Here is a 17,124-nt window from a genome sequence, read left to right as displayed (position 1 = left end):
ACCTATTTAACGTTTGAAAATTTTACTACCGGTTTATTAATCATTTTATAAAATTTCCCTTTAAACGAAAACCGTCTTTCCATCTCAAAATTGAAAGACTTTTTCGTTTTGGCCATAGCAGCTATTTCTTCGGGTAAAACAACTTCGAACTCATCATTAGCTTGCTCCGCTTTATTAAATGAACCTTTTGTTGTAATTATAATGTCTCTAAAATGTATTTTTTTGTCATCCTTTACAACTTTGTAAGAACTTGACCAGTCCACACTTTGTACATTGGTGAGCTGATAATTATTAACTTCCATTATGGACTGGTACTTACCATCAAAACCCGCAATCAGATAAAGATAACCTTCAAAAGGACCACCGGCACCACCATTGACATGCAACAGGGTAAAAGCATATTGATCTTCTCCGATTTGCAAAAGTTTCGGAGTAGGGCATCGTGCGAAGGCTCCAAAGCCGGCAACAGCAGGCTGAAAAGATCTCATTTCCCAAGTAGTATTATTCTTTGCAAATTTAGCAAGGCCCAACAATCCACCGGAAAAACGGCCTGTTTGTAATCCGTCTTCATCATGAAACGAATGATTAAAAGCAAGTATTTTAAACTCATTTCCTTTGGAGTCCGAATAGTCCAGCGTCGTTAACAATCTTGTAGCAACACCTGCCTCATACGGAAAAAGCTGATCGCCTTCGACCTCATTAACGTCAGTATAAGCAGTGGTCTTGCAATTTTTGCACTTCCAGCTCACAAAAGTATTTTTATCAGCAAAATGGTATAAATTACCCGGAAACAATTTTTGCATTGTTTTCTCACCATTTAAAGGATCCGGAATTTTAAGTGTTCTTTTTGGATTCAGAACAGTATCGCTGACGTTTTTTAGCTGTATTTCAGCCTCTTGAGCCAAACAAAAAGGTGCTAAAAAAAGAAAGAAATTTAAAACAATAAGACGCATAACATTCGATTTAACTAAGACAAACATACAAAGAAAATGACTGATAAGATGGAATTAGCCACTCCGGTATAGTCCAAAAAATAACAAAAAGTTAAATTACTATAATAATTAGTCCCGTTTTCTTTGTAGTGTGCATAAATGGGATAAATTTGCAGTCCAAATAAAAATTTAAAATGAAAAACTTTAGAATGAAACCAAGACTAATTGCCTTTCTAGTAGTAGGAATTGGTTTTTTGACATTATCATGGGGAATTGTAGGTCATGAACGTATCAACAAAGCAGCGGTAATGGCTTTGCCCCGTCCACTTCAGGTGTTTTTTTACAATCATATTGATTTTATTACTCAGGAAGCTTCTGTGCCGGATATCCGTAAATATGCATTGAATTATAAAGATGAAAATCCAAGACATTATTTTGACATGGAAAATTTCGGACCTGTAGAAAGTATACCACAAACTTTTGAAGAAGCAAAAAAGAAATACGATGCCAAATTTTTGAATGACAATGGAATTTTACCATGGTACATTGAAGATATGATGGAAAAATTGACAAAGGCATTCAAAGAAAAAAACAGAGCCGAAATTTTATTCCTTGCAGCAGATTTAGGTCATTATATCGGAGATGCCCACATGCCATTGCACACTTCTGCAAATCATGACGGTCAGTTAACCGATCAGAAAGGAATTCATTCACTTTGGGAAAGCAAATTACCGGAGTTATTCGTCAAAAATTATAAGTTAAATGTTCCGGAAGCGCAATACTATGAAAATGTACATAAAGCAACCTGGGACATGATTAATGACACCCACACTCTTGTTGAACCTTTATTAGCGGTTGATAAAAAACTAAGAACTTCAACTCCTGAAAATAAGATTTATGTTATTGGTGCAGACGGAAAAGTTGTTAAAACTAAATACAATGCAGCTAAATTCTCTGATGACTATGCCGAAAAATTACACAAAGAATTAAACGGAATGGTTGAAAGCCAAATGAGAAAAGCAATCACAGCAACAGCGAGTTTTTGGTACACGGCTTGGGTTAACGCAGGAAAACCGGATTTAAGTGATTTGGATGCATCGACAGTTACACAAAGAAACAACCAAGCTTTAAGAGACGATTTAAAATTGTTTCAAAGTGGATATCTTTTCGGAATGCAAAATCAGAATGACTAAAACGGTCTCTTGATTCGAGTATTGACAAACAAAAAAGTCTCTAATTCTAAATGAATTTGAGACTTTTTTTTTACTTTATAATATGGATTGCATTCCGTTGAAAATTACAATTTCACTTTCTCTTACTTTTGATACTTCTTGTGCTTAAGAACATCAGAAGCGGTTTGATAAAAAGATATGGTTTCATTGACCAAATCAGTTCTTTCTTTCTTTAATGGTACCTCATCATAAAAAATATTATATTCCGGTGAAAGACCTGCTGTTGGTTTTACTTTCAATTCAAATTGTTTGACTTGTTGCTTAGGTGATAAAATAGTCAGGACATTGTCTTTTATCAAACCCAAATCCTGATAAGTCGCAATAAAAGCTCTAGGTTTATAATCCGGTTTGAAAACATCTTGTCCAAAAAACTTACTTTGATAATTGAAGTGCAGTAATCCAAACACGGTTGGCATAAGATCAATCTGTGACATTACCTGATTGTATTTTTCAGGTTTAACTCCGGGTCTGTAAATGAATGCAGGAATCCTGTATTTATCTACCGGGAGCTGTGTTTTACCCGCACTCGAGGCACAATGATCCGCAACAATGACAAAAATAGTGTTGTTAAACCAAGGTTGTTTACTGGCCATTGCAAAGAATCTTTTAAGCGAATAATCGGTATATTTTACCCCACCATCACGTGACTTGATGTCTCCGGGAATATCAATTTTATTATTAGGGTAGGTAAAAGGCCTGTGATTACTGACGGTCATGATGTGATTAAAGAAGGGTTTGTTTTCTTTTGCTTCGGTATTCATAACCTTTATGGCTTTGTTGTACATATCCTCATCGCAAACGCCCCAAACGTTAGAAAAGGTAACTTCTTCGGCTGTAAAATTTGATTTATCTATGATTTCATAGCCATTTCCGGTATAAAAATCCCTCATATTATCAAAGAACGCATCACCACCGTACATAAATTTCACATTGTATCCTTTTTGCTTGAAAAGAGCTCCGGTCGAAAATTTGTTTTTATTGTCTTCTCTTTTTACAACACTTTCTCCGGCAGTTGGCGGAAGACATAAGGTTACTGCTTCAAGTCCACGTACGGTACGGTTTCCGGCAGCATACAAATTAGTAAACTGAAGACTCTTTTGAGATAAACTATCTAAAAACGGCGTTATTTTCTCTTTGTTCCCATACATTTCCATGAATTCAGCACTGTAACTTTCAATGGTGATAAGCACCACATTTTTTCGATTTTCAGCCGAATCACTTTCTATTTTTCGGATCGTGCTATTCTCCGTAATCGTAGGTAATTGCTGTTTCAAAACTGTAAAAGCTTGCTGGTTCGGAAGTGTTTTATAAAATTTAAAATAATCTAAACTGTTATTATGAAAAGCTAAATAAAACTTATACAAACCATTCGATTGCAATTCATTGACGAATACATTTTTTGAGTTTTCTGTCAACGCCAAAGCCGGAATTAAAATCAAAGAGGCAATCAACAAGTTGATATACAGAGCAGAAATTTTAATCTTCTCTTTAAATGTTGGAATTGCATCAATATAGCTTCTGGATTTTCTCAGAATAAAATAGGTAAAAGCTCCTGTTATCAGAAACAGAATAGAAAATAACGGAATCACAGGATACGATTCCATAATATTACCAATCACCTCATTGGTATAAATCAGATAGTTTACCGCGATAAAATTGTATCTGACTCCAAATTCATTCCAGAAAAAATACTCACTCAATGCATTTTGAAGAATCAGTAAAACATACAAGAAAATTACAAAAGCAAATAACCAGAATCGGATTTTGTCGCGGTGTTTTGGAAGAAAAAGCAAAAGAGCAAAAAGTACTGTTTTAATCCCCACAAAAACTAGGACAATTCCAGGTAACGCACCACCGTATTCATCCAATATACTTCTTCCGGAAGCAATATAAAGAAACAGCAGCACAAAAATCCCCAGAATAATAAACCCCGAGGACTTGTTGTATTTAGAATTAGAAATAAAAATCAGATAAAGCCAAAGAAAGAAACTGGCCACAACAAATACGAAAAAATCAGAAATAAGACCTAAAACAAAAATTTTAAGACTCTCCGCAATGCTAAAAGAACTCTGTGTGATAGGATGAAAAAACAAAACAACCCTAACTATAAAACTTACAATAAAGTAGAATAATCCAAGATAGTAGAACGGGGCAAGTTTCTTATAAAATATCATTATTATTTTTTTAAACAAAAGTAATTTTGATTGATTAACGCCAGATTAAGTTCCTCTTTTACCTTCCTTAGTGTTAACTTAATGTTCGCTTAAGATGTTCATTTCATTAATAGAGAAAGGTTTTAGAGATTTTCTAATTTTTTAAATTTGTATCTTTGAATTGTAAATCAGTAAAAAATGTAGTACATTTCCTAATTAAAATCTTAAAGAATGCATATTTTAATAATTGAAGATGAATTAGGTATAGTTCAGTTTCTGCAACAAGGTTTGCAGGAGGAAGGATATAAAGTGACCACAGCAAATGATGGTGCAAAAGGGTTTGAGCTAACGCAAGAACAGCAATTTGATTTAATCTTACTGGATTGGATGCTACCAAAAATTAATGGTTTAGAACTCTGTAAAGCCATTAGAATTAAAGACCAAACCACGCCAATTATATTTCTGACAGCCAAAGACACGGTACAAGAGACCATTGAAGGCCTCAAAGCGGGGGCAAACGATTACATCAAGAAACCCTTTAGTTTTGAAGAATTGGTAGAGCGTATTAAAATTCATTTTCGAAAACATAAAGGCAAAGAGATTCTTTCACTTGGTACTATCAAAATTGATTTGACAAAATACATTGTACTAAAAAACAATGAAGAAGTTTCCCTAACACAAAGAGAATTTGAGTTATTGGCGTATCTGATTCGCAATAAAGGAAAAGTATGTACCCGAAATCAAATTCTAAAAGATGTCTGGGAAATCAATTTCGAATACGATACCGGTGTTATCGATGTCTTTATGAATGCCATCCGAAAAAAACTCAATCTGAAAATTGAAGAAGATTATATAAAAACAATTCGCGGTGTTGGTTACATTGCTAACGACTAATAAATGGCGCAACTTTCCTTTAAAAACAGAATTGCTTTAAACTACATTATCACAACAGGTTTGCTGATTTTAGTGGTTTTTTTTACTATTTACGCCATTGTTAAACACTCCGTTTACAGTCATATTGATGAAGGCATAAATGTAGAAATACAAAATCACCTCAAAGAAATTAAAGTAACAAATGGCACTGTAATTTTAGTAGACAAGGAAGAGTGGGAAGAACGAGAACACAATACAGTTGATGTAAACCCTGTTTTTGTTCAATTCCTGGATACCAACAAAAGAATAACTGAAAAATCTCCAAATCTCAATACAGCAGTACTCGTTTTTCATGACAGCGTAGAAGATTACGAATTATTCGACACCAAAATTGGCAATAATATTATTCGGCAAGTTCAGGTTCCTCTTATCATCAAATCTAAAAACATTGGCTATCTCATGATCGCTATGTCACTGACTAGTTCCCGAATGGTTCTTAATAATCTATTCGAAATTATGTGCCTGGCATTTCCGGTAATTTTATTGCTGTTGTTTTTCATAGCCCGCTTTTTTGCCGGACGAAGTATAAAACCAATAAATGCTATTACCAACACCTCTAAGAGTATTACCAGAGATAACCTGAAAACAAGAATCCCATTACCCAAAACAAAAGATGAATTATACACGCTCTCCGAAACAATAAATAGTCTTTTAAACCGAATTGAAGACGCTATCGAACGCGAAAAACAATTTACTTCAGACGCCTCACACGAACTAAGAACACCACTAACTGTTATTAAAGGAACACTTGAAGTACTTATACGCAAGCAAAGAGACAGCAAGGAATACGAAGAAAAAGTAAACTTTTGCATTGCAGAAGTTGATCACTTGAACAGGTTGGTAGACCAGCTGCTTTTAATGGCGCGTTCTGAGAACAAAAATGACAATATAAAATACGAATCCGTTTATTTGAATGCCTTGATTTTGGATGTATTGACTTTAAATTCAGAAAAAATAAACCATAAAAAAATCAATATGAAATTTGAAGCCGAAGCCGATTATTATATCCATTCGGACAACTATTTGGTATTGACAATTTTGAGAAATATTATTTCAAATGCTATAAAATACACCAGTGAAGCCGGAGAAATCTCAATCTCATTAACCAGACAAGAAGATCAGATCCGCTGCACCGTTACCGATAACGGAATTGGCATTGATCAAGAAGATCTCGAAACGATTTTCAACCCTTTTTATAGATCAAAATCATCTGAGCATCCCGAAATCAAAGGAACCGGCTTAGGACTTTCTATTGTGAAAAGAATCGCAGATTTGTTGTCTATTACATTTAAGGTAAATAGCGATAAAGGGAAGGGAACCACTGTAATTTTAGATTTTAAGCAGCCTATGAAAACGTTATCGTAAATTAAAAGAACGTAGTAAAAACAGCACTTCAGATATTATTTAACAATAAAATATCATTAAGTTAAATTAAAAAATGCTTTTTTATGAAATTAACTAGTATATTTGCAACCGAATCAAAGAATTATAAAACAAATCAAGTCATGATTTCTATTCAATTACATCATCATCATTTTCATTATTGCTCTCAAGCGATGTGTTAATGATATGCGTGTAAATCATCATATTTTAAAACCCGTTTGAGTACATCAAACGGGTTTTTTATTTCCAACTCTTTGTACTCAGACTATTTAATCCAAAAAAACTAAAAAAATGAGTACTTTAAAAATTGCAATTCAAAAATCCGGTCGTTTAAACGAAGACAGCATTCAAATCCTGAAAGATTGTGGCATCTCAATCAATAACGGCATTGATCAACTTAAAGCCGAAGCTTCTAATTTCCCTCTCGAAGTACTGTATTTGAGAAATTCAGACATTCCGCAATACTTAATCGACGGGGTTGTTGATCTGGCTATAGTCGGAGACAATCTTCTGGTTGAAAAAGGAAAAGGAATAGAAGTGGTTCAAAAATTAGGTTTTTCTAAATGCAAGGTTTCTGTAGCAGTTCCGAAAACCTTCGAATACAACTCCGTTAAAGATCTTGCCGGTTTACGAATTGCCACTTCTTATCCCAACACAGTAAATGAATACTTTAATTCTTTCGGGGTAACAGTTGATATTCACCAAATTTCAGGTTCCGTAGAAATTGCACCTAACATTGGTCTTGCCGACGCAATTGTGGATATTGTCTCCAGCGGAAGTACTTTATTCAAAAACAATCTGAAAGAAGTTGAAGTAATATTAAAAAGCGAAGCCGTTTTGGCTGTTTCTCCAAAAGTCTCTCCTGAGATTCAAAAACACATTGATACGTTGAAATTTAGGATTCAGGCTGTTTTAAGAGCTCGAAATTCAAAATACATCTTAATGAACATTCCCAACAATAAAATAGAAGCCGTTGGAAAAATCCTTCCGGTTTTAAGAAGTTTAACGGTTCTGCCTTTAGCGCAGGAAGGCTGGAGCAGTGTACACTCCGTAATTGATAAAGATACTTTTTGGGATGTAATTGATCAATTAAAAGAAGCAGGAGCAGAGGGAATTCTGGTTTGCCCAATCGAAAAAATGGTACTGTAAATTAAATTCCAACGTTAAAAAAACAAATTCCAATAATGAAATCCCAAATTCTAAATTTAGAACTTGATAATGACTTTGCGAGTCTTTGCAGTTAAAAACCAAGTAAGAATTTGAAATTCAAATAAAAATACAAATGAATAGAATAGATAATCCCAAACCGGAAACCTGGTCAGAACTATTACAAAGACCTACCAAAACGATAGACGATATTGAAGTTACCGTTAAGGAAATCTTCAAAGAAGTACAAAAAAAAGGAGATGAAGCCATTGCAAAATACACTTCAATTTTTGACGGAATCGCTTTAGATACTTATGTAGTTACTAACGAAGAAATACAAGAAGCGATCGGTCTGGTTTCAAGTGAATTAAAAGAAGCCATTCAACTTGCAAAAGACAATATTTACAAGTTTCACACAGCCCAGAAAACAGACAGAATCTCCATAGAAACAATGGAAGGCGTAAAATGTTGGCAGGAAAAAAGACCTATTCAAAAAATAGGATTGTATATACCTGGCGGAACAGCTCCTTTGTTTTCTACAGTTCTAATGTTGGCTGTACCGGCTGAGATTGCTGGCTGCAAAGAAATTGTTTTATGTTCACCACCGGACAAAACAGGAAAAATTAACCCTGCAATATTGTATGCAGCTACTTTATGTGGCGTAACCAAAATCATAAAAGTAGGTGGTATTCAAGCAATTGCCGGAATGACGTTTGGTACACTATCTATACCAAAAGTATATAAAATTTTTGGCCCCGGAAATCAGTTTGTTACAGTTGCCAAACAACTCGCCACTCAATTTGGTGTTGCGATTGATATGCCAGCCGGACCTTCAGAATTATTAGTTGTGGCCGATAACACAGCGGTTCCTGCCTTCGTAGCCTCTGATTTGTTATCACAGGCGGAACATGGAACAGACAGCCAGGTAATTTTAGTTTCGACTTCAAAAAAACTAATTGACGCGGTAGAAAAGGAAATTCAAATTCAGATTGAGGCTCTTCCAAGAAAAGCGATAGCAAAAAAGGCGATCGAAAATTCCAAATTAATCTTAGTCGAAAATGATACAATTGCCTTGGACTTAATCAATGATTACGGCCCCGAACATTTTATTATTTGCTCCGAATATGATGATTTTTATTGCAATGGCGTACTAAACGCAGGCTCTGTTTTTATCGGGAATTATACTCCTGAAAGTGCCGGAGATTACGCATCAGGAACCAATCACACACTACCGACCAACGGATATGCCAAGAATTACAGCGGTGTAAACTTGGACAGTTTCATGAAATCAATGACGTTTCAGAAAATATCAGAAAGAGGAATTCAAAATATCGGAAAAGCAATCGAACTTATGGCGGAAGCAGAAGGTTTGCAAGCCCATAAAAACGCTGTAACACTACGATTGGAAAGTTTAATGGAGAGCGTGAAGTAAGTTGGAAAGAGTAAAGAGAATAGAATAAAGAACATAGAGAGTGAAGATTCTTGAACTCAAAATCATCCATACTAGTTTGTTTTGTCTTCATCTCACACCTTTAAAAAATAAAAAAATGAAATTCGACCTAAATACAATAACACGTGAAAACGTAAAAACCCTAAAGCCGTATTCGTCTGCACGAGACGAGTTTGAGGATTTTAATACTGCGAACATGATTTTTTTGGATGCGAATGAAAATCCGTTTCAAAATGGTGTAAATCGCTACCCGGATCCACAGCAAAATTCGGTGAAAGCTATTTTAGCAAAAAACAATAAAGTAAACCCAAATCAGGTTCTACTGGGAAACGGTAGTGATGAAGTCTTAGATTTACTTTTCAGAGCTTTCTGTGAACCTAAAAAAGACAATATCATTTCGTTGCCGCCCACCTACGGCATGTATGGTGTTTTGGCAAACATAAACGCAGTAGAAAACAGAGAGGTTTTGCTTTCGACTGATTTTCAACCACAGGTAGAGAAAATTTTAGATGCCGTTGATGACAATACCAAAATCATCTTTTTATGCTCTCCAAATAATCCAACGGGGAATTCTTTTTCGGATGAAAGCGTGGTAAAATTACTTCAGAACTTCAAAGGTTTGGTCGTAATTGATGAAGCCTATATTGATTTTTCAGACAAAGAAAGTTGGCTCACCGAAATGGATGAATATCCAAATTTAGTCATCACACAAACACTTTCTAAAGCCTACGGTTTGGCAGGAATCCGATTGGGAGTTTGTTATGCTTCAGCAGCAGTAATTTCGGTTTTGAATAAAATAAAGCCGCCTTATAATGTAAATGAATTGACACAACAAAGAGCGATAGTTCGTTTGAATGATTCAGAAAAAATAAAATATGAAATTAGTTCTATTATTGAACAAAGAGAGGAATTACTTAAAGTTTTACTCGAAGTTTCTTTTGTAGAGAAAATATATCCCACAGAGGCCAATTTCATCCTTGTAAAAGTAGACAATGCCAACAAAAGATATGATGAATTAATTGCAAAAGGAATCGTAATCAGAAACCGTACAACACAAGCTTTATGCGAAAACTGTCTTCGATTCACAATCGGAATCCCAGAAGAAAATGCAGTTTTAATTAAGGAATTGAAGTTGTTGAAGTAAAAAATTAACCGCAAAGTTCGCAAAGGATTACGCTAAGAACGTAAAGTAGCGGCAAAGAAAAAAAATCAGTTTAATCTGTGTTAATCTGTGGCCAATTAAAAATTCACCTTCTGCAATCAAATTAGTGCAATTCGCGAAATTAGTGGCAAAAAAAAGAATCAAACTATGAAAAAAGTACTTTTTATCGATCGTGACGGAACGATTGTTTTAGAACCCGAAAATTATCAATTAGACAGCTTGGATAAAGTAGAATTTTATCCAAAAGCATTTCAATATTTAGCTAAAATCGCCAGCGAACTAGACTTCGAATTGGCAATTGTGACCAATCAAGACGGATTAGGAACAGACAGTTTCCCTGAAGATACCTTTTGGCCAACACAAAATTTTATTCTGAAAGCCTTTGAAAATGAAGGCGTATTGTTTGATGATATCTTCATTGATAAGTCTTTTCCCGAAGAAAATGCACCAACACGTAAGCCCAGAACCGGAATGTTAACTAAATATCTGAATAATCCCCAATATGATTTAGAAAATTCATTTGTTCTAGGAGATCGTTTAACCGATGTTGAACTGGCTAAAAATTTAGGAGCAAAAGCCATCTTTATAAACGATACTGATGGGATCGGCACCAATGAAATCAGCATAAAACGAGAAGAATTAAACGATACCATCATTCTTCAAACAACAAGCTGGAAAACAATTTATGAATTTCTGAAATTAGAAGAACGTTCAGCCTCAATTACCAGAAAAACAAACGAAACCGATATTTTTATTGGTTTAAACTTAGACGGAACCGGTAAAAGCAAGATCGAAACCGGAATTGCCTTTTTTGATCATATGTTAGATCAGATTGCACGTCACGGTCAGATGGACTTAGAAATTACTGTAAAAGGGGATTTAGAAGTCGATGAACACCACACCATTGAAGATACTGCAATTGCTTTGGGCGAAGTATTCGCAAAAGCATTAGTCAATAAGTTAGGAATAGAGCGATATGGTTTCTGTCTTCCAATGGACGATTGCCTCGCGCAGGTTGCCATTGACTTCGGCGGAAGAAATTGGTTGGTTTGGGAAGCCGAATTCAAACGTGAAATGGTTGGAAAAATGCCAACAGAAATGTTTTATCACTTCTTCAAATCATTCTCTGATGGAGCCAAAGCCAACATCAACATAAAAGCCGAAGGAACAAACGAACACCACAAAATCGAAGCTATCTTTAAAGCCTTCGCCAAAGCGATAAAAGTAGCAGTAAAACGAGATACAGAGAAAATGATTCTACCATCAACGAAAGGGATGCTTTAACAAGTTTAAGATTGTTCAAAGTTTCAGGTTTCAGGTTTCAAGTTACGCACAGAACGTGAAACTTAAAACTTGAAACAAAACATACCAAAGAATAAAAATGAAAATAGTTATCATAAATTACGGGGCAGGAAATATTCAAAGCATCATGTTTGCTATTGAAAGACTGGGTTACAAGGCCATCCTGAGCAATAATCCGGACGAAATTCTGGCTGCTGACAAAGTGATTTTCCCCGGAGTTGGCGAAGCAAGTTCAGCAATGGAAAAACTGATTGAGAGTGGTTTGGACAGTTTGATTCCAAATCTAAAACAACCCGTATTAGGAATTTGCCTGGGAATGCAGCTGATGTGCCAATCATCTGAAGAAGGAAACACCAAGGGATTAGGTATCTTTGATGTTGATGTGGTCAAATTCACATCAAACGTAAAAGTGCCTCAAATGGGCTGGAATCAGATCTATAATTTGAAATCAGATTTGTTTAGAGAAATTCCAGAGAACGAATTCATGTATTTGGTGCACAGTTTTTATGCTCCAAATTGCCCCGAAGCCATAGCAACAACCCATTACGATGTGGAATACGCCTCGGCCTTACATAAAAATAATTTTTACGGAACCCAGTTTCACCCCGAAAAAAGCGGAGACATTGGAGAGAAAATACTGGGGAATTTTTTAAATATTTAATATTTTAAATTCCAATTTAACCAAAACATCCATTTCAATCCCAATTTTAGAGTCTAAAATCTAAAATCAGAAATCTAAAATAATAAACATGAGAATAATACCAGCCATAGATATCATTGACGGAAAATGTGTTCGTTTGTCCAAAGGAGATTATGACACCAAAATAATTTACAATGAAAACCCACTTGAAGTCGCAAAATCATTTGAAGCACACGGAATCGAGTATCTGCATTTAGTAGATCTGGATGGTGCCAAGTCAAGCAAGATTGTCAATTATAAAATCTTAGAACAAATTGCAACAAAGACCAAACTGAAGATTGATTTCGGAGGCGGACTAAAAGCAGATTCCGATCTGAAAATTGCTTTTGAAAGTGGTGCAAATCAAATCACAGGTGGCAGTATTGCGGTAAAAAACAAAGAATTATTCCAAAAATGGATTGTACAATACGGTTCTGATAAAATCATTCTGGGAGCAGATGCCAAAGATGAAAAAGTGGCAGTTTCAGGCTGGCTGGAAGATTCAAACGAAGATTTGGTCCCGTTTATTCAGGACTATCAAAACAAAGGAATTCAATACGTTATTTGCACGGACATTGCCAAAGACGGAATGCTAGAAGGCCCCAGTTTTGATTTATATAAAAAAATAATAGAGAATTGTACCGTCAAATCGAACGCAGTAGAGATTAAATTAATCGCATCAGGGGGAATCTCAACTTTCGATGAATTACCAAAATTAGCCGAATTGGGCTGCGAAGGAACCATCATCGGAAAAGCGATTTACGAAGGACGAATTTCGTTAAAACAATTAGAAAATTACATATTATCAATGTAGAGACGCACAGCAGTGCGTCTCAACGGTGCGTCTATGCGGTGCGCCTATGCGGTGCGCCTCTACGGTACGTGCCATGGCACGTATCCACGATGCATCATGACATGCAAATCATAACAACAAAAAAATGTTATTTTCAAGAAAACCTTATGTATCAAATAATTACATAATTTTAAAATTATCCAATTGACACATTATCTAATTAACACATTAAAAAAATGTTAGCAAAAAGAATCATACCTTGTTTAGATATAAAAAACGGTCGAACCGTAAAAGGCGTCAATTTTGTTGATTTGCGCGATGCGGGAGATCCTGTAGAACTTGCTGCGTTATATTCAGCCGAAGGGGCAGATGAGTTGGTTTTCCTGGATATTTCCGCTACAGAAGAACGTAGAAAGACTTTAGTAAATATGGTGCGCCATGTTGCGGAAAAAATCAATATTCCGTTTACGGTCGGAGGAGGAATTTCTTCTGTCGAGGATGTTGAAATCCTATTGAACAATGGAGCTGACAAAGTCTCAATCAATTCATCGGCTGTAAAAAACCCGCAATTGATCAATGATTTGGCGCAGAAATTCGGAAGTCAATGTGTTGTGGTAGCTATCGATGCCAAACAAATTAACGGACAGTGGATTGTACATTTAGTAGGCGGAAAAGTACCTACAGAGTTAAATTTATTCGATTGGGCCGTAGAAGTTGCAGCACGTGGTGCAGGCGAAATTTTATTCACATCAATGGACAATGACGGAACCAAAAACGGATTTGCAAACGAGGCTTTGGCAAAACTTTCCGAACTAGTAAATATTCCAATTATTGCATCGGGAGGAGCCGGGAATATTCAGCATTTTGTCGATTCATTTAAAGTTGGAAAAGCAGATGCCGCTTTGGCTGCGAGTGTTTTTCACTTTAAAGAAATCGAAATTAAAGCTTTAAAAAGAGAACTTAAAAACAATGGTATTGAAGTTAGAGTTTAAATCCCAAATTTCTTAAATTCCAAATTCCAATACTTATTAATTATAACGGGATTCAGCAATCTAAGGTCTGAATTCAAAAATATAAAATCATAATGAACATAGATTTCTCAAAAAACACAGATGGTTTAATTCCGGCAATAATTCAGGATTCAGAGACTAAAACAGTTTTAATGCTGGGTTATATGAATGCAGAATCATTTCAAAAAACGATTGAGACTCAAAAAGTTACTTTTTTTAGCCGATCCAAACAAAGACTTTGGACAAAAGGGGAGGAGAGTGGTAACTTTTTAAACTTAGTAGACATTAAAAATGACTGTGATGGCGATACCTTATTAATTCAGGCAAAACCCGTTGGTCCAACATGTCACACAGGGGCAGATACCTGCTGGCAGGAAGAAAACAAAGAGTCTTATGGTTTTATTTCCAATTTGGAGGAAACAATCAAAGTCCGCAGAGAAAATGCTGATTCCGAGAAAAGTTATGTGGCTTCACTATTTGAAAAAGGCATCAATAAAATTGCCCAGAAAGTAGGGGAAGAGGCCGTAGAAGTGGTAATCGAAGCCAAAGACGATAATGATGATTTGTTCTTAAGTGAAAGTGCTGATCTACTTTTTCATTATTTAATTTTGTTACAAGCCAAAGGTTTTCAGCTGGAAGACGTTGTAAATGTTTTGAAGAAGCGTCAGAAGTAGTTATTCAATGTTTTTTAGTTTAATAAACTTAAAAGCAGAATTAAGTAGTATTTTAGTTTAAAAAATCTGATCATGAAACTTTTTATATGCTTCTTATTATTTTTGAATCCTTCAGTTAATTTCGATTACAAGAAGAGAATTTTACCCTATTCCATAGTTATTTCAAAGGCTGATTTAATTGTCGAAGGATCTATCACAAGTGTCTCGAAAGGGAAATACGAACTTTTAATAAATCAGTTTATTAAAGGAAAATCAACCCAGAAAATCAAAGTCGAAATTTTTGAGGATTGGATGTGTGATCGCCGAATTGAAAAACCAAAAACAGGACAAAAATTGATTCTTTTTTTAGAAAAAGAGAATTCGTATTACAGTATAATCAACCAAAGCACCGGAGAATTATTTGTTGCAAAGGACAACTCTGTTCGTACTTTTATGATGGATAAATTTCCAAAATCGACAGTCTTAAAAAAAGGAATAACAATGTTTTTAGACACCTATACATGTCAAGGAAATTTAAATGATCGGTTTTTGCAAAATATCCATTTTCAAAAAAAGAAGACCTCTACTGAAATTGATAAAATGAAAAAAGAAAATGAGTTTTTTAAGTATTTAGTAGAAGGGGGTATTCAATAGCATAAAGCAAAATTAATATCCTTACAGCACGATAATATACTTTTTTTGTCATTTCGAGCGAAGGCGAGAAATCGCACCAGAAACTCCGTACAGTTTGTCATCCTGAAGAACATAAGTTTACTGAATTAATACCGCTGAATTTCACTTTACGGAATTACTTGTGAAGATACTTCGTTCCTCAGTATGACAAAATTGAGGAAAATAGAAACGGAGCAGCTTGTGTGATTTCTCGACTTCGCTCGAAATGACAGAATTGCAACAACCCTAAAACTAATATGCAGTAACTTGAAACCTGAACCCTGAACCCTTGCAAAATAAACTGTATGAATTGTAATTTCTGTAAACGTACAAGAAATCACGCCAGAAACTCCGTACAGTTTGTCATCCTGAGGAACGAAGGATCTACGCTTGCTGAATCGATACCGCTGAACTTCACTTTACGGAATTACTTGCGAAGACACTTCGTTCCTCAATATGAAAAAATTGAGGAAAATAGAAACGGAGCAGCTTGTGTGATTTCTCGACTTCGCTCGAAATGACAGAATTGCAACAACCTTAAAACTAATAAGCAGTAACCTGAAACCTGAAACTTGAAACCATTCAAAATAAACTGTGTGGATTGTCATTTCTGTAAACGCACAAGAAATCACGCCAGAAACCCCATACAGCTTGTCATCTTAAAAACAAAGAACATAAGTTTACTGAATTAATACCGCTGAACTTCACTTTACGGAATTACTTGCGAAGATACTTCCTTCCTCAGTATGACAAAATTGAGGAAAATAGAAATGGAGCGCTTGTGTGATTTCTCGACTTCGCTCGAAATGACAGAATTGTGACAACCCTAAAACTAGCAAGCAGTAACCTTAAACCTGAAACTTGAAACTTGAAACAAACCATAAACAACCCTTTCACTCCACAAACTCCAAAACAGCAAACTCCTCCGGTTTATGGAAACCAAATACAGGATTCTTATAAGGCTGTAATGCAAGATATTCAGTCGTATTACCGTAATCGATCCTAAAAGCATTTCCTTTCCATTTGGTGCCGATTTTCGGTTTGTTAAAATTACCATTCTGAATGTTTTTCAACCCCGAAAAAGGAATTTTTATTTCGGTAGAAAAGCCTTTTGGATTTATTTTACTAACTGCTTGCAAGCCGGAAAGGTTAAACGATATAGAAGTATTCCAACCTCCACAACCAGGCGAAATACATTTGATGAGCATATCGTAATGCGTTGAGAAAGCATTAACTCCGATTTCCAGATAATTTTGCCTATCTCCATCAGGATCTATAAAAATTTCAACTAAATCATCACTATTAAATATTTGCGAGTCGTTTTGCTTCTTTGATCCGACAATTTTAGCATCTTGAGAACGATACGCTACATAAAGATTTTCATCATCCCAAGCAAAAGAAACAGTAGTTTGTTGAGTAGCCTTTCCACCTGAGTTATGTATAACAAACGGACCTTTAAATGGTGTCTTCCAATCAGCTAAATCACCATCGATACTTATTTTCCCTTTTGTTTTATGAATTGGAATTGTTTGGGCACCGGCTGTTACAGAAAAAACTAAACATAAAACAAATAGTATTAAATTGGATTTCATAAAGTAAGCGGTGTTTTTTAGAAAAGCTAAAA

15 protein-coding genes are annotated in these 17,124 nt (G+C 35.3%); 12 read left to right on the top strand and 3 right to left on the bottom strand.

Going from position 1 to position 17,124, the window contains the following annotated elements; translation table 11 throughout:
- Positions 1-2 precede the first annotated feature (2 nt).
- Complete coding sequence (locus ACHRV5_RS00530) at positions 3-953, bottom strand: hypothetical protein (protein WP_395425352.1); 951 nt, start codon at positions 951-953, stop codon at positions 3-5.
- A gap of 173 nt (positions 954-1,126) precedes the next feature.
- Between ACHRV5_RS00530 and ACHRV5_RS00525 the strand changes: the two genes are divergently transcribed.
- Entirely contained in the window at positions 1,127-2,125 is a 999-nt protein-coding gene (locus ACHRV5_RS00525; RefSeq protein ID WP_047775073.1) for a zinc dependent phospholipase C family protein, read from the top strand.
- Between the two features lie 122 nt (positions 2,126-2,247).
- On the opposite strand, the gene ACHRV5_RS00520 is transcribed toward ACHRV5_RS00525, so the two are convergent.
- A complete protein-coding gene (locus ACHRV5_RS00520; RefSeq protein WP_395425351.1) occupies positions 2,248-4,338 on the bottom strand; it encodes an LTA synthase family protein in 2,091 nt (696 codons plus the stop codon).
- A 210-nt stretch (positions 4,339-4,548) separates the two neighbouring features.
- On the opposite strand from ACHRV5_RS00520, the gene ACHRV5_RS00515 reads away from it, so the two are divergent.
- The 11 genes from ACHRV5_RS00515 (at position 4,549) to ACHRV5_RS00465 (ending at position 15,482) form a co-directional block, all read left to right on the top strand.
- Positions 4,549-5,211 (top strand): response regulator transcription factor, encoded by a 663-nt coding sequence (locus tag ACHRV5_RS00515; RefSeq protein ID WP_047775072.1) that lies wholly within the window; start codon positions 4,549-4,551, stop codon positions 5,209-5,211.
- A 3-nt stretch (positions 5,212-5,214) separates the two neighbouring features.
- On the top strand, positions 5,215-6,615 hold the full coding sequence (locus ACHRV5_RS00510; RefSeq protein WP_395425350.1) for a sensor histidine kinase: 1,401 nt from the start codon (positions 5,215-5,217) through the stop codon (positions 6,613-6,615).
- Between the two features lie 309 nt (positions 6,616-6,924).
- Positions 6,925-7,782: an ATP phosphoribosyltransferase gene (gene hisG, locus ACHRV5_RS00505; protein ID WP_047775068.1), complete on the top strand. Its 858-nt coding sequence runs from the start codon at positions 6,925-6,927 to the stop codon at positions 7,780-7,782.
- 133 nt (positions 7,783-7,915) lie between these two features.
- Positions 7,916-9,211: a histidinol dehydrogenase gene (gene hisD, locus ACHRV5_RS00500; RefSeq protein WP_395425349.1), complete on the top strand. Its 1,296-nt coding sequence runs from the start codon at positions 7,916-7,918 to the stop codon at positions 9,209-9,211.
- Between the two features lie 115 nt (positions 9,212-9,326).
- A complete protein-coding gene (gene hisC, locus ACHRV5_RS00495; protein WP_395425348.1) occupies positions 9,327-10,373 on the top strand; it encodes a histidinol-phosphate transaminase in 1,047 nt (348 codons plus the stop codon).
- Positions 10,374-10,538: 165 nt separating this feature from the next.
- Entirely contained in the window at positions 10,539-11,675 is a 1,137-nt protein-coding gene (hisB, locus tag ACHRV5_RS00490; protein ID WP_395425347.1) for a bifunctional histidinol-phosphatase/imidazoleglycerol-phosphate dehydratase HisB, read from the top strand.
- A gap of 97 nt (positions 11,676-11,772) precedes the next feature.
- Positions 11,773-12,354 carry an imidazole glycerol phosphate synthase subunit HisH gene (gene hisH / locus ACHRV5_RS00485; RefSeq protein WP_395425346.1) on the top strand — a complete coding sequence of 194 codons (582 nt, stop codon included), beginning with the start codon at positions 11,773-11,775 and terminating at the stop codon, positions 12,352-12,354.
- 88 nt (positions 12,355-12,442) lie between these two features.
- Positions 12,443-13,186 carry a 1-(5-phosphoribosyl)-5-[(5-phosphoribosylamino)methylideneamino]imidazole-4-carboxamide isomerase gene (gene hisA, locus ACHRV5_RS00480; protein WP_395425345.1) on the top strand — a complete coding sequence of 248 codons (744 nt, stop codon included), beginning with the start codon at positions 12,443-12,445 and terminating at the stop codon, positions 13,184-13,186.
- Between the two features lie 215 nt (positions 13,187-13,401).
- Positions 13,402-14,157: an imidazole glycerol phosphate synthase subunit HisF gene (gene hisF, locus ACHRV5_RS00475; protein ID WP_395425344.1), complete on the top strand. Its 756-nt coding sequence runs from the start codon at positions 13,402-13,404 to the stop codon at positions 14,155-14,157.
- Positions 14,158-14,249: 92 nt separating this feature from the next.
- Positions 14,250-14,849 carry a bifunctional phosphoribosyl-AMP cyclohydrolase/phosphoribosyl-ATP diphosphatase HisIE gene (hisIE, locus tag ACHRV5_RS00470; protein WP_395425343.1) on the top strand — a complete coding sequence of 200 codons (600 nt, stop codon included), beginning with the start codon at positions 14,250-14,252 and terminating at the stop codon, positions 14,847-14,849.
- A 72-nt stretch (positions 14,850-14,921) separates the two neighbouring features.
- Entirely contained in the window at positions 14,922-15,482 is a 561-nt protein-coding gene (locus ACHRV5_RS00465) for a hypothetical protein (RefSeq protein ID WP_395425342.1), read from the top strand.
- Between the two features lie 911 nt (positions 15,483-16,393).
- Here ACHRV5_RS00465 and ACHRV5_RS00460 read toward each other — a convergent pair.
- The gene (locus tag ACHRV5_RS00460; protein ID WP_395425341.1) at positions 16,394-17,092 is read right to left on the bottom strand and encodes a carbohydrate-binding family 9-like protein; all 699 of its coding nucleotides are present in this window, start codon (positions 17,090-17,092) and stop codon (positions 16,394-16,396) included.
- Positions 17,093-17,124 lie beyond the last annotated feature (32 nt).

Source organism: Flavobacterium sp. FlaQc-52, assembly GCF_044007495.1.
GTDB classification, from domain to species: domain Bacteria; phylum Bacteroidota; class Bacteroidia; order Flavobacteriales; family Flavobacteriaceae; genus Flavobacterium; species Flavobacterium cupriresistens.
The sequence above is the reverse complement of the archived record's forward strand: the minus strand, read 5'-3'. Positions and strand labels throughout refer to the sequence as shown.

Excerpts from the sequence above, each read along its gene's own strand:
- ACHRV5_RS00530 (WP_395425352.1), bottom strand. The coding sequence starts at position 953 with ATGCGTCTTATTGTTTTAAATTTCTTTCTTTTTTTAGCACCTTTTTGT.
- ACHRV5_RS00525 (WP_047775073.1), top strand. The coding sequence starts at position 1,127 with ATGAAAAACTTTAGAATGAAACCAAGACTAATTGCCTTTCTAGTAGTA.
- ACHRV5_RS00520 (WP_395425351.1), bottom strand. The coding sequence starts at position 4,338 with ATGATATTTTATAAGAAACTTGCCCCGTTCTACTATCTTGGATTATTC.
- ACHRV5_RS00515 (WP_047775072.1), top strand. The coding sequence starts at position 4,549 with ATGCATATTTTAATAATTGAAGATGAATTAGGTATAGTTCAGTTTCTG.
- ACHRV5_RS00510 (WP_395425350.1), top strand. The coding sequence starts at position 5,215 with ATGGCGCAACTTTCCTTTAAAAACAGAATTGCTTTAAACTACATTATC.
- hisG (WP_047775068.1), top strand. The coding sequence starts at position 6,925 with ATGAGTACTTTAAAAATTGCAATTCAAAAATCCGGTCGTTTAAACGAA.
- hisD (WP_395425349.1), top strand. The coding sequence starts at position 7,916 with ATGAATAGAATAGATAATCCCAAACCGGAAACCTGGTCAGAACTATTA.
- hisC (WP_395425348.1), top strand. The coding sequence starts at position 9,327 with ATGAAATTCGACCTAAATACAATAACACGTGAAAACGTAAAAACCCTA.
- hisB (WP_395425347.1), top strand. The coding sequence starts at position 10,539 with ATGAAAAAAGTACTTTTTATCGATCGTGACGGAACGATTGTTTTAGAA.
- hisH (WP_395425346.1), top strand. The coding sequence starts at position 11,773 with ATGAAAATAGTTATCATAAATTACGGGGCAGGAAATATTCAAAGCATC.
- hisA (WP_395425345.1), top strand. The coding sequence starts at position 12,443 with ATGAGAATAATACCAGCCATAGATATCATTGACGGAAAATGTGTTCGT.
- hisF (WP_395425344.1), top strand. The coding sequence starts at position 13,402 with ATGTTAGCAAAAAGAATCATACCTTGTTTAGATATAAAAAACGGTCGA.
- hisIE (WP_395425343.1), top strand. The coding sequence starts at position 14,250 with ATGAACATAGATTTCTCAAAAAACACAGATGGTTTAATTCCGGCAATA.
- ACHRV5_RS00465 (WP_395425342.1), top strand. The coding sequence starts at position 14,922 with ATGAAACTTTTTATATGCTTCTTATTATTTTTGAATCCTTCAGTTAAT.
- ACHRV5_RS00460 (WP_395425341.1), bottom strand. The coding sequence starts at position 17,092 with ATGAAATCCAATTTAATACTATTTGTTTTATGTTTAGTTTTTTCTGTA.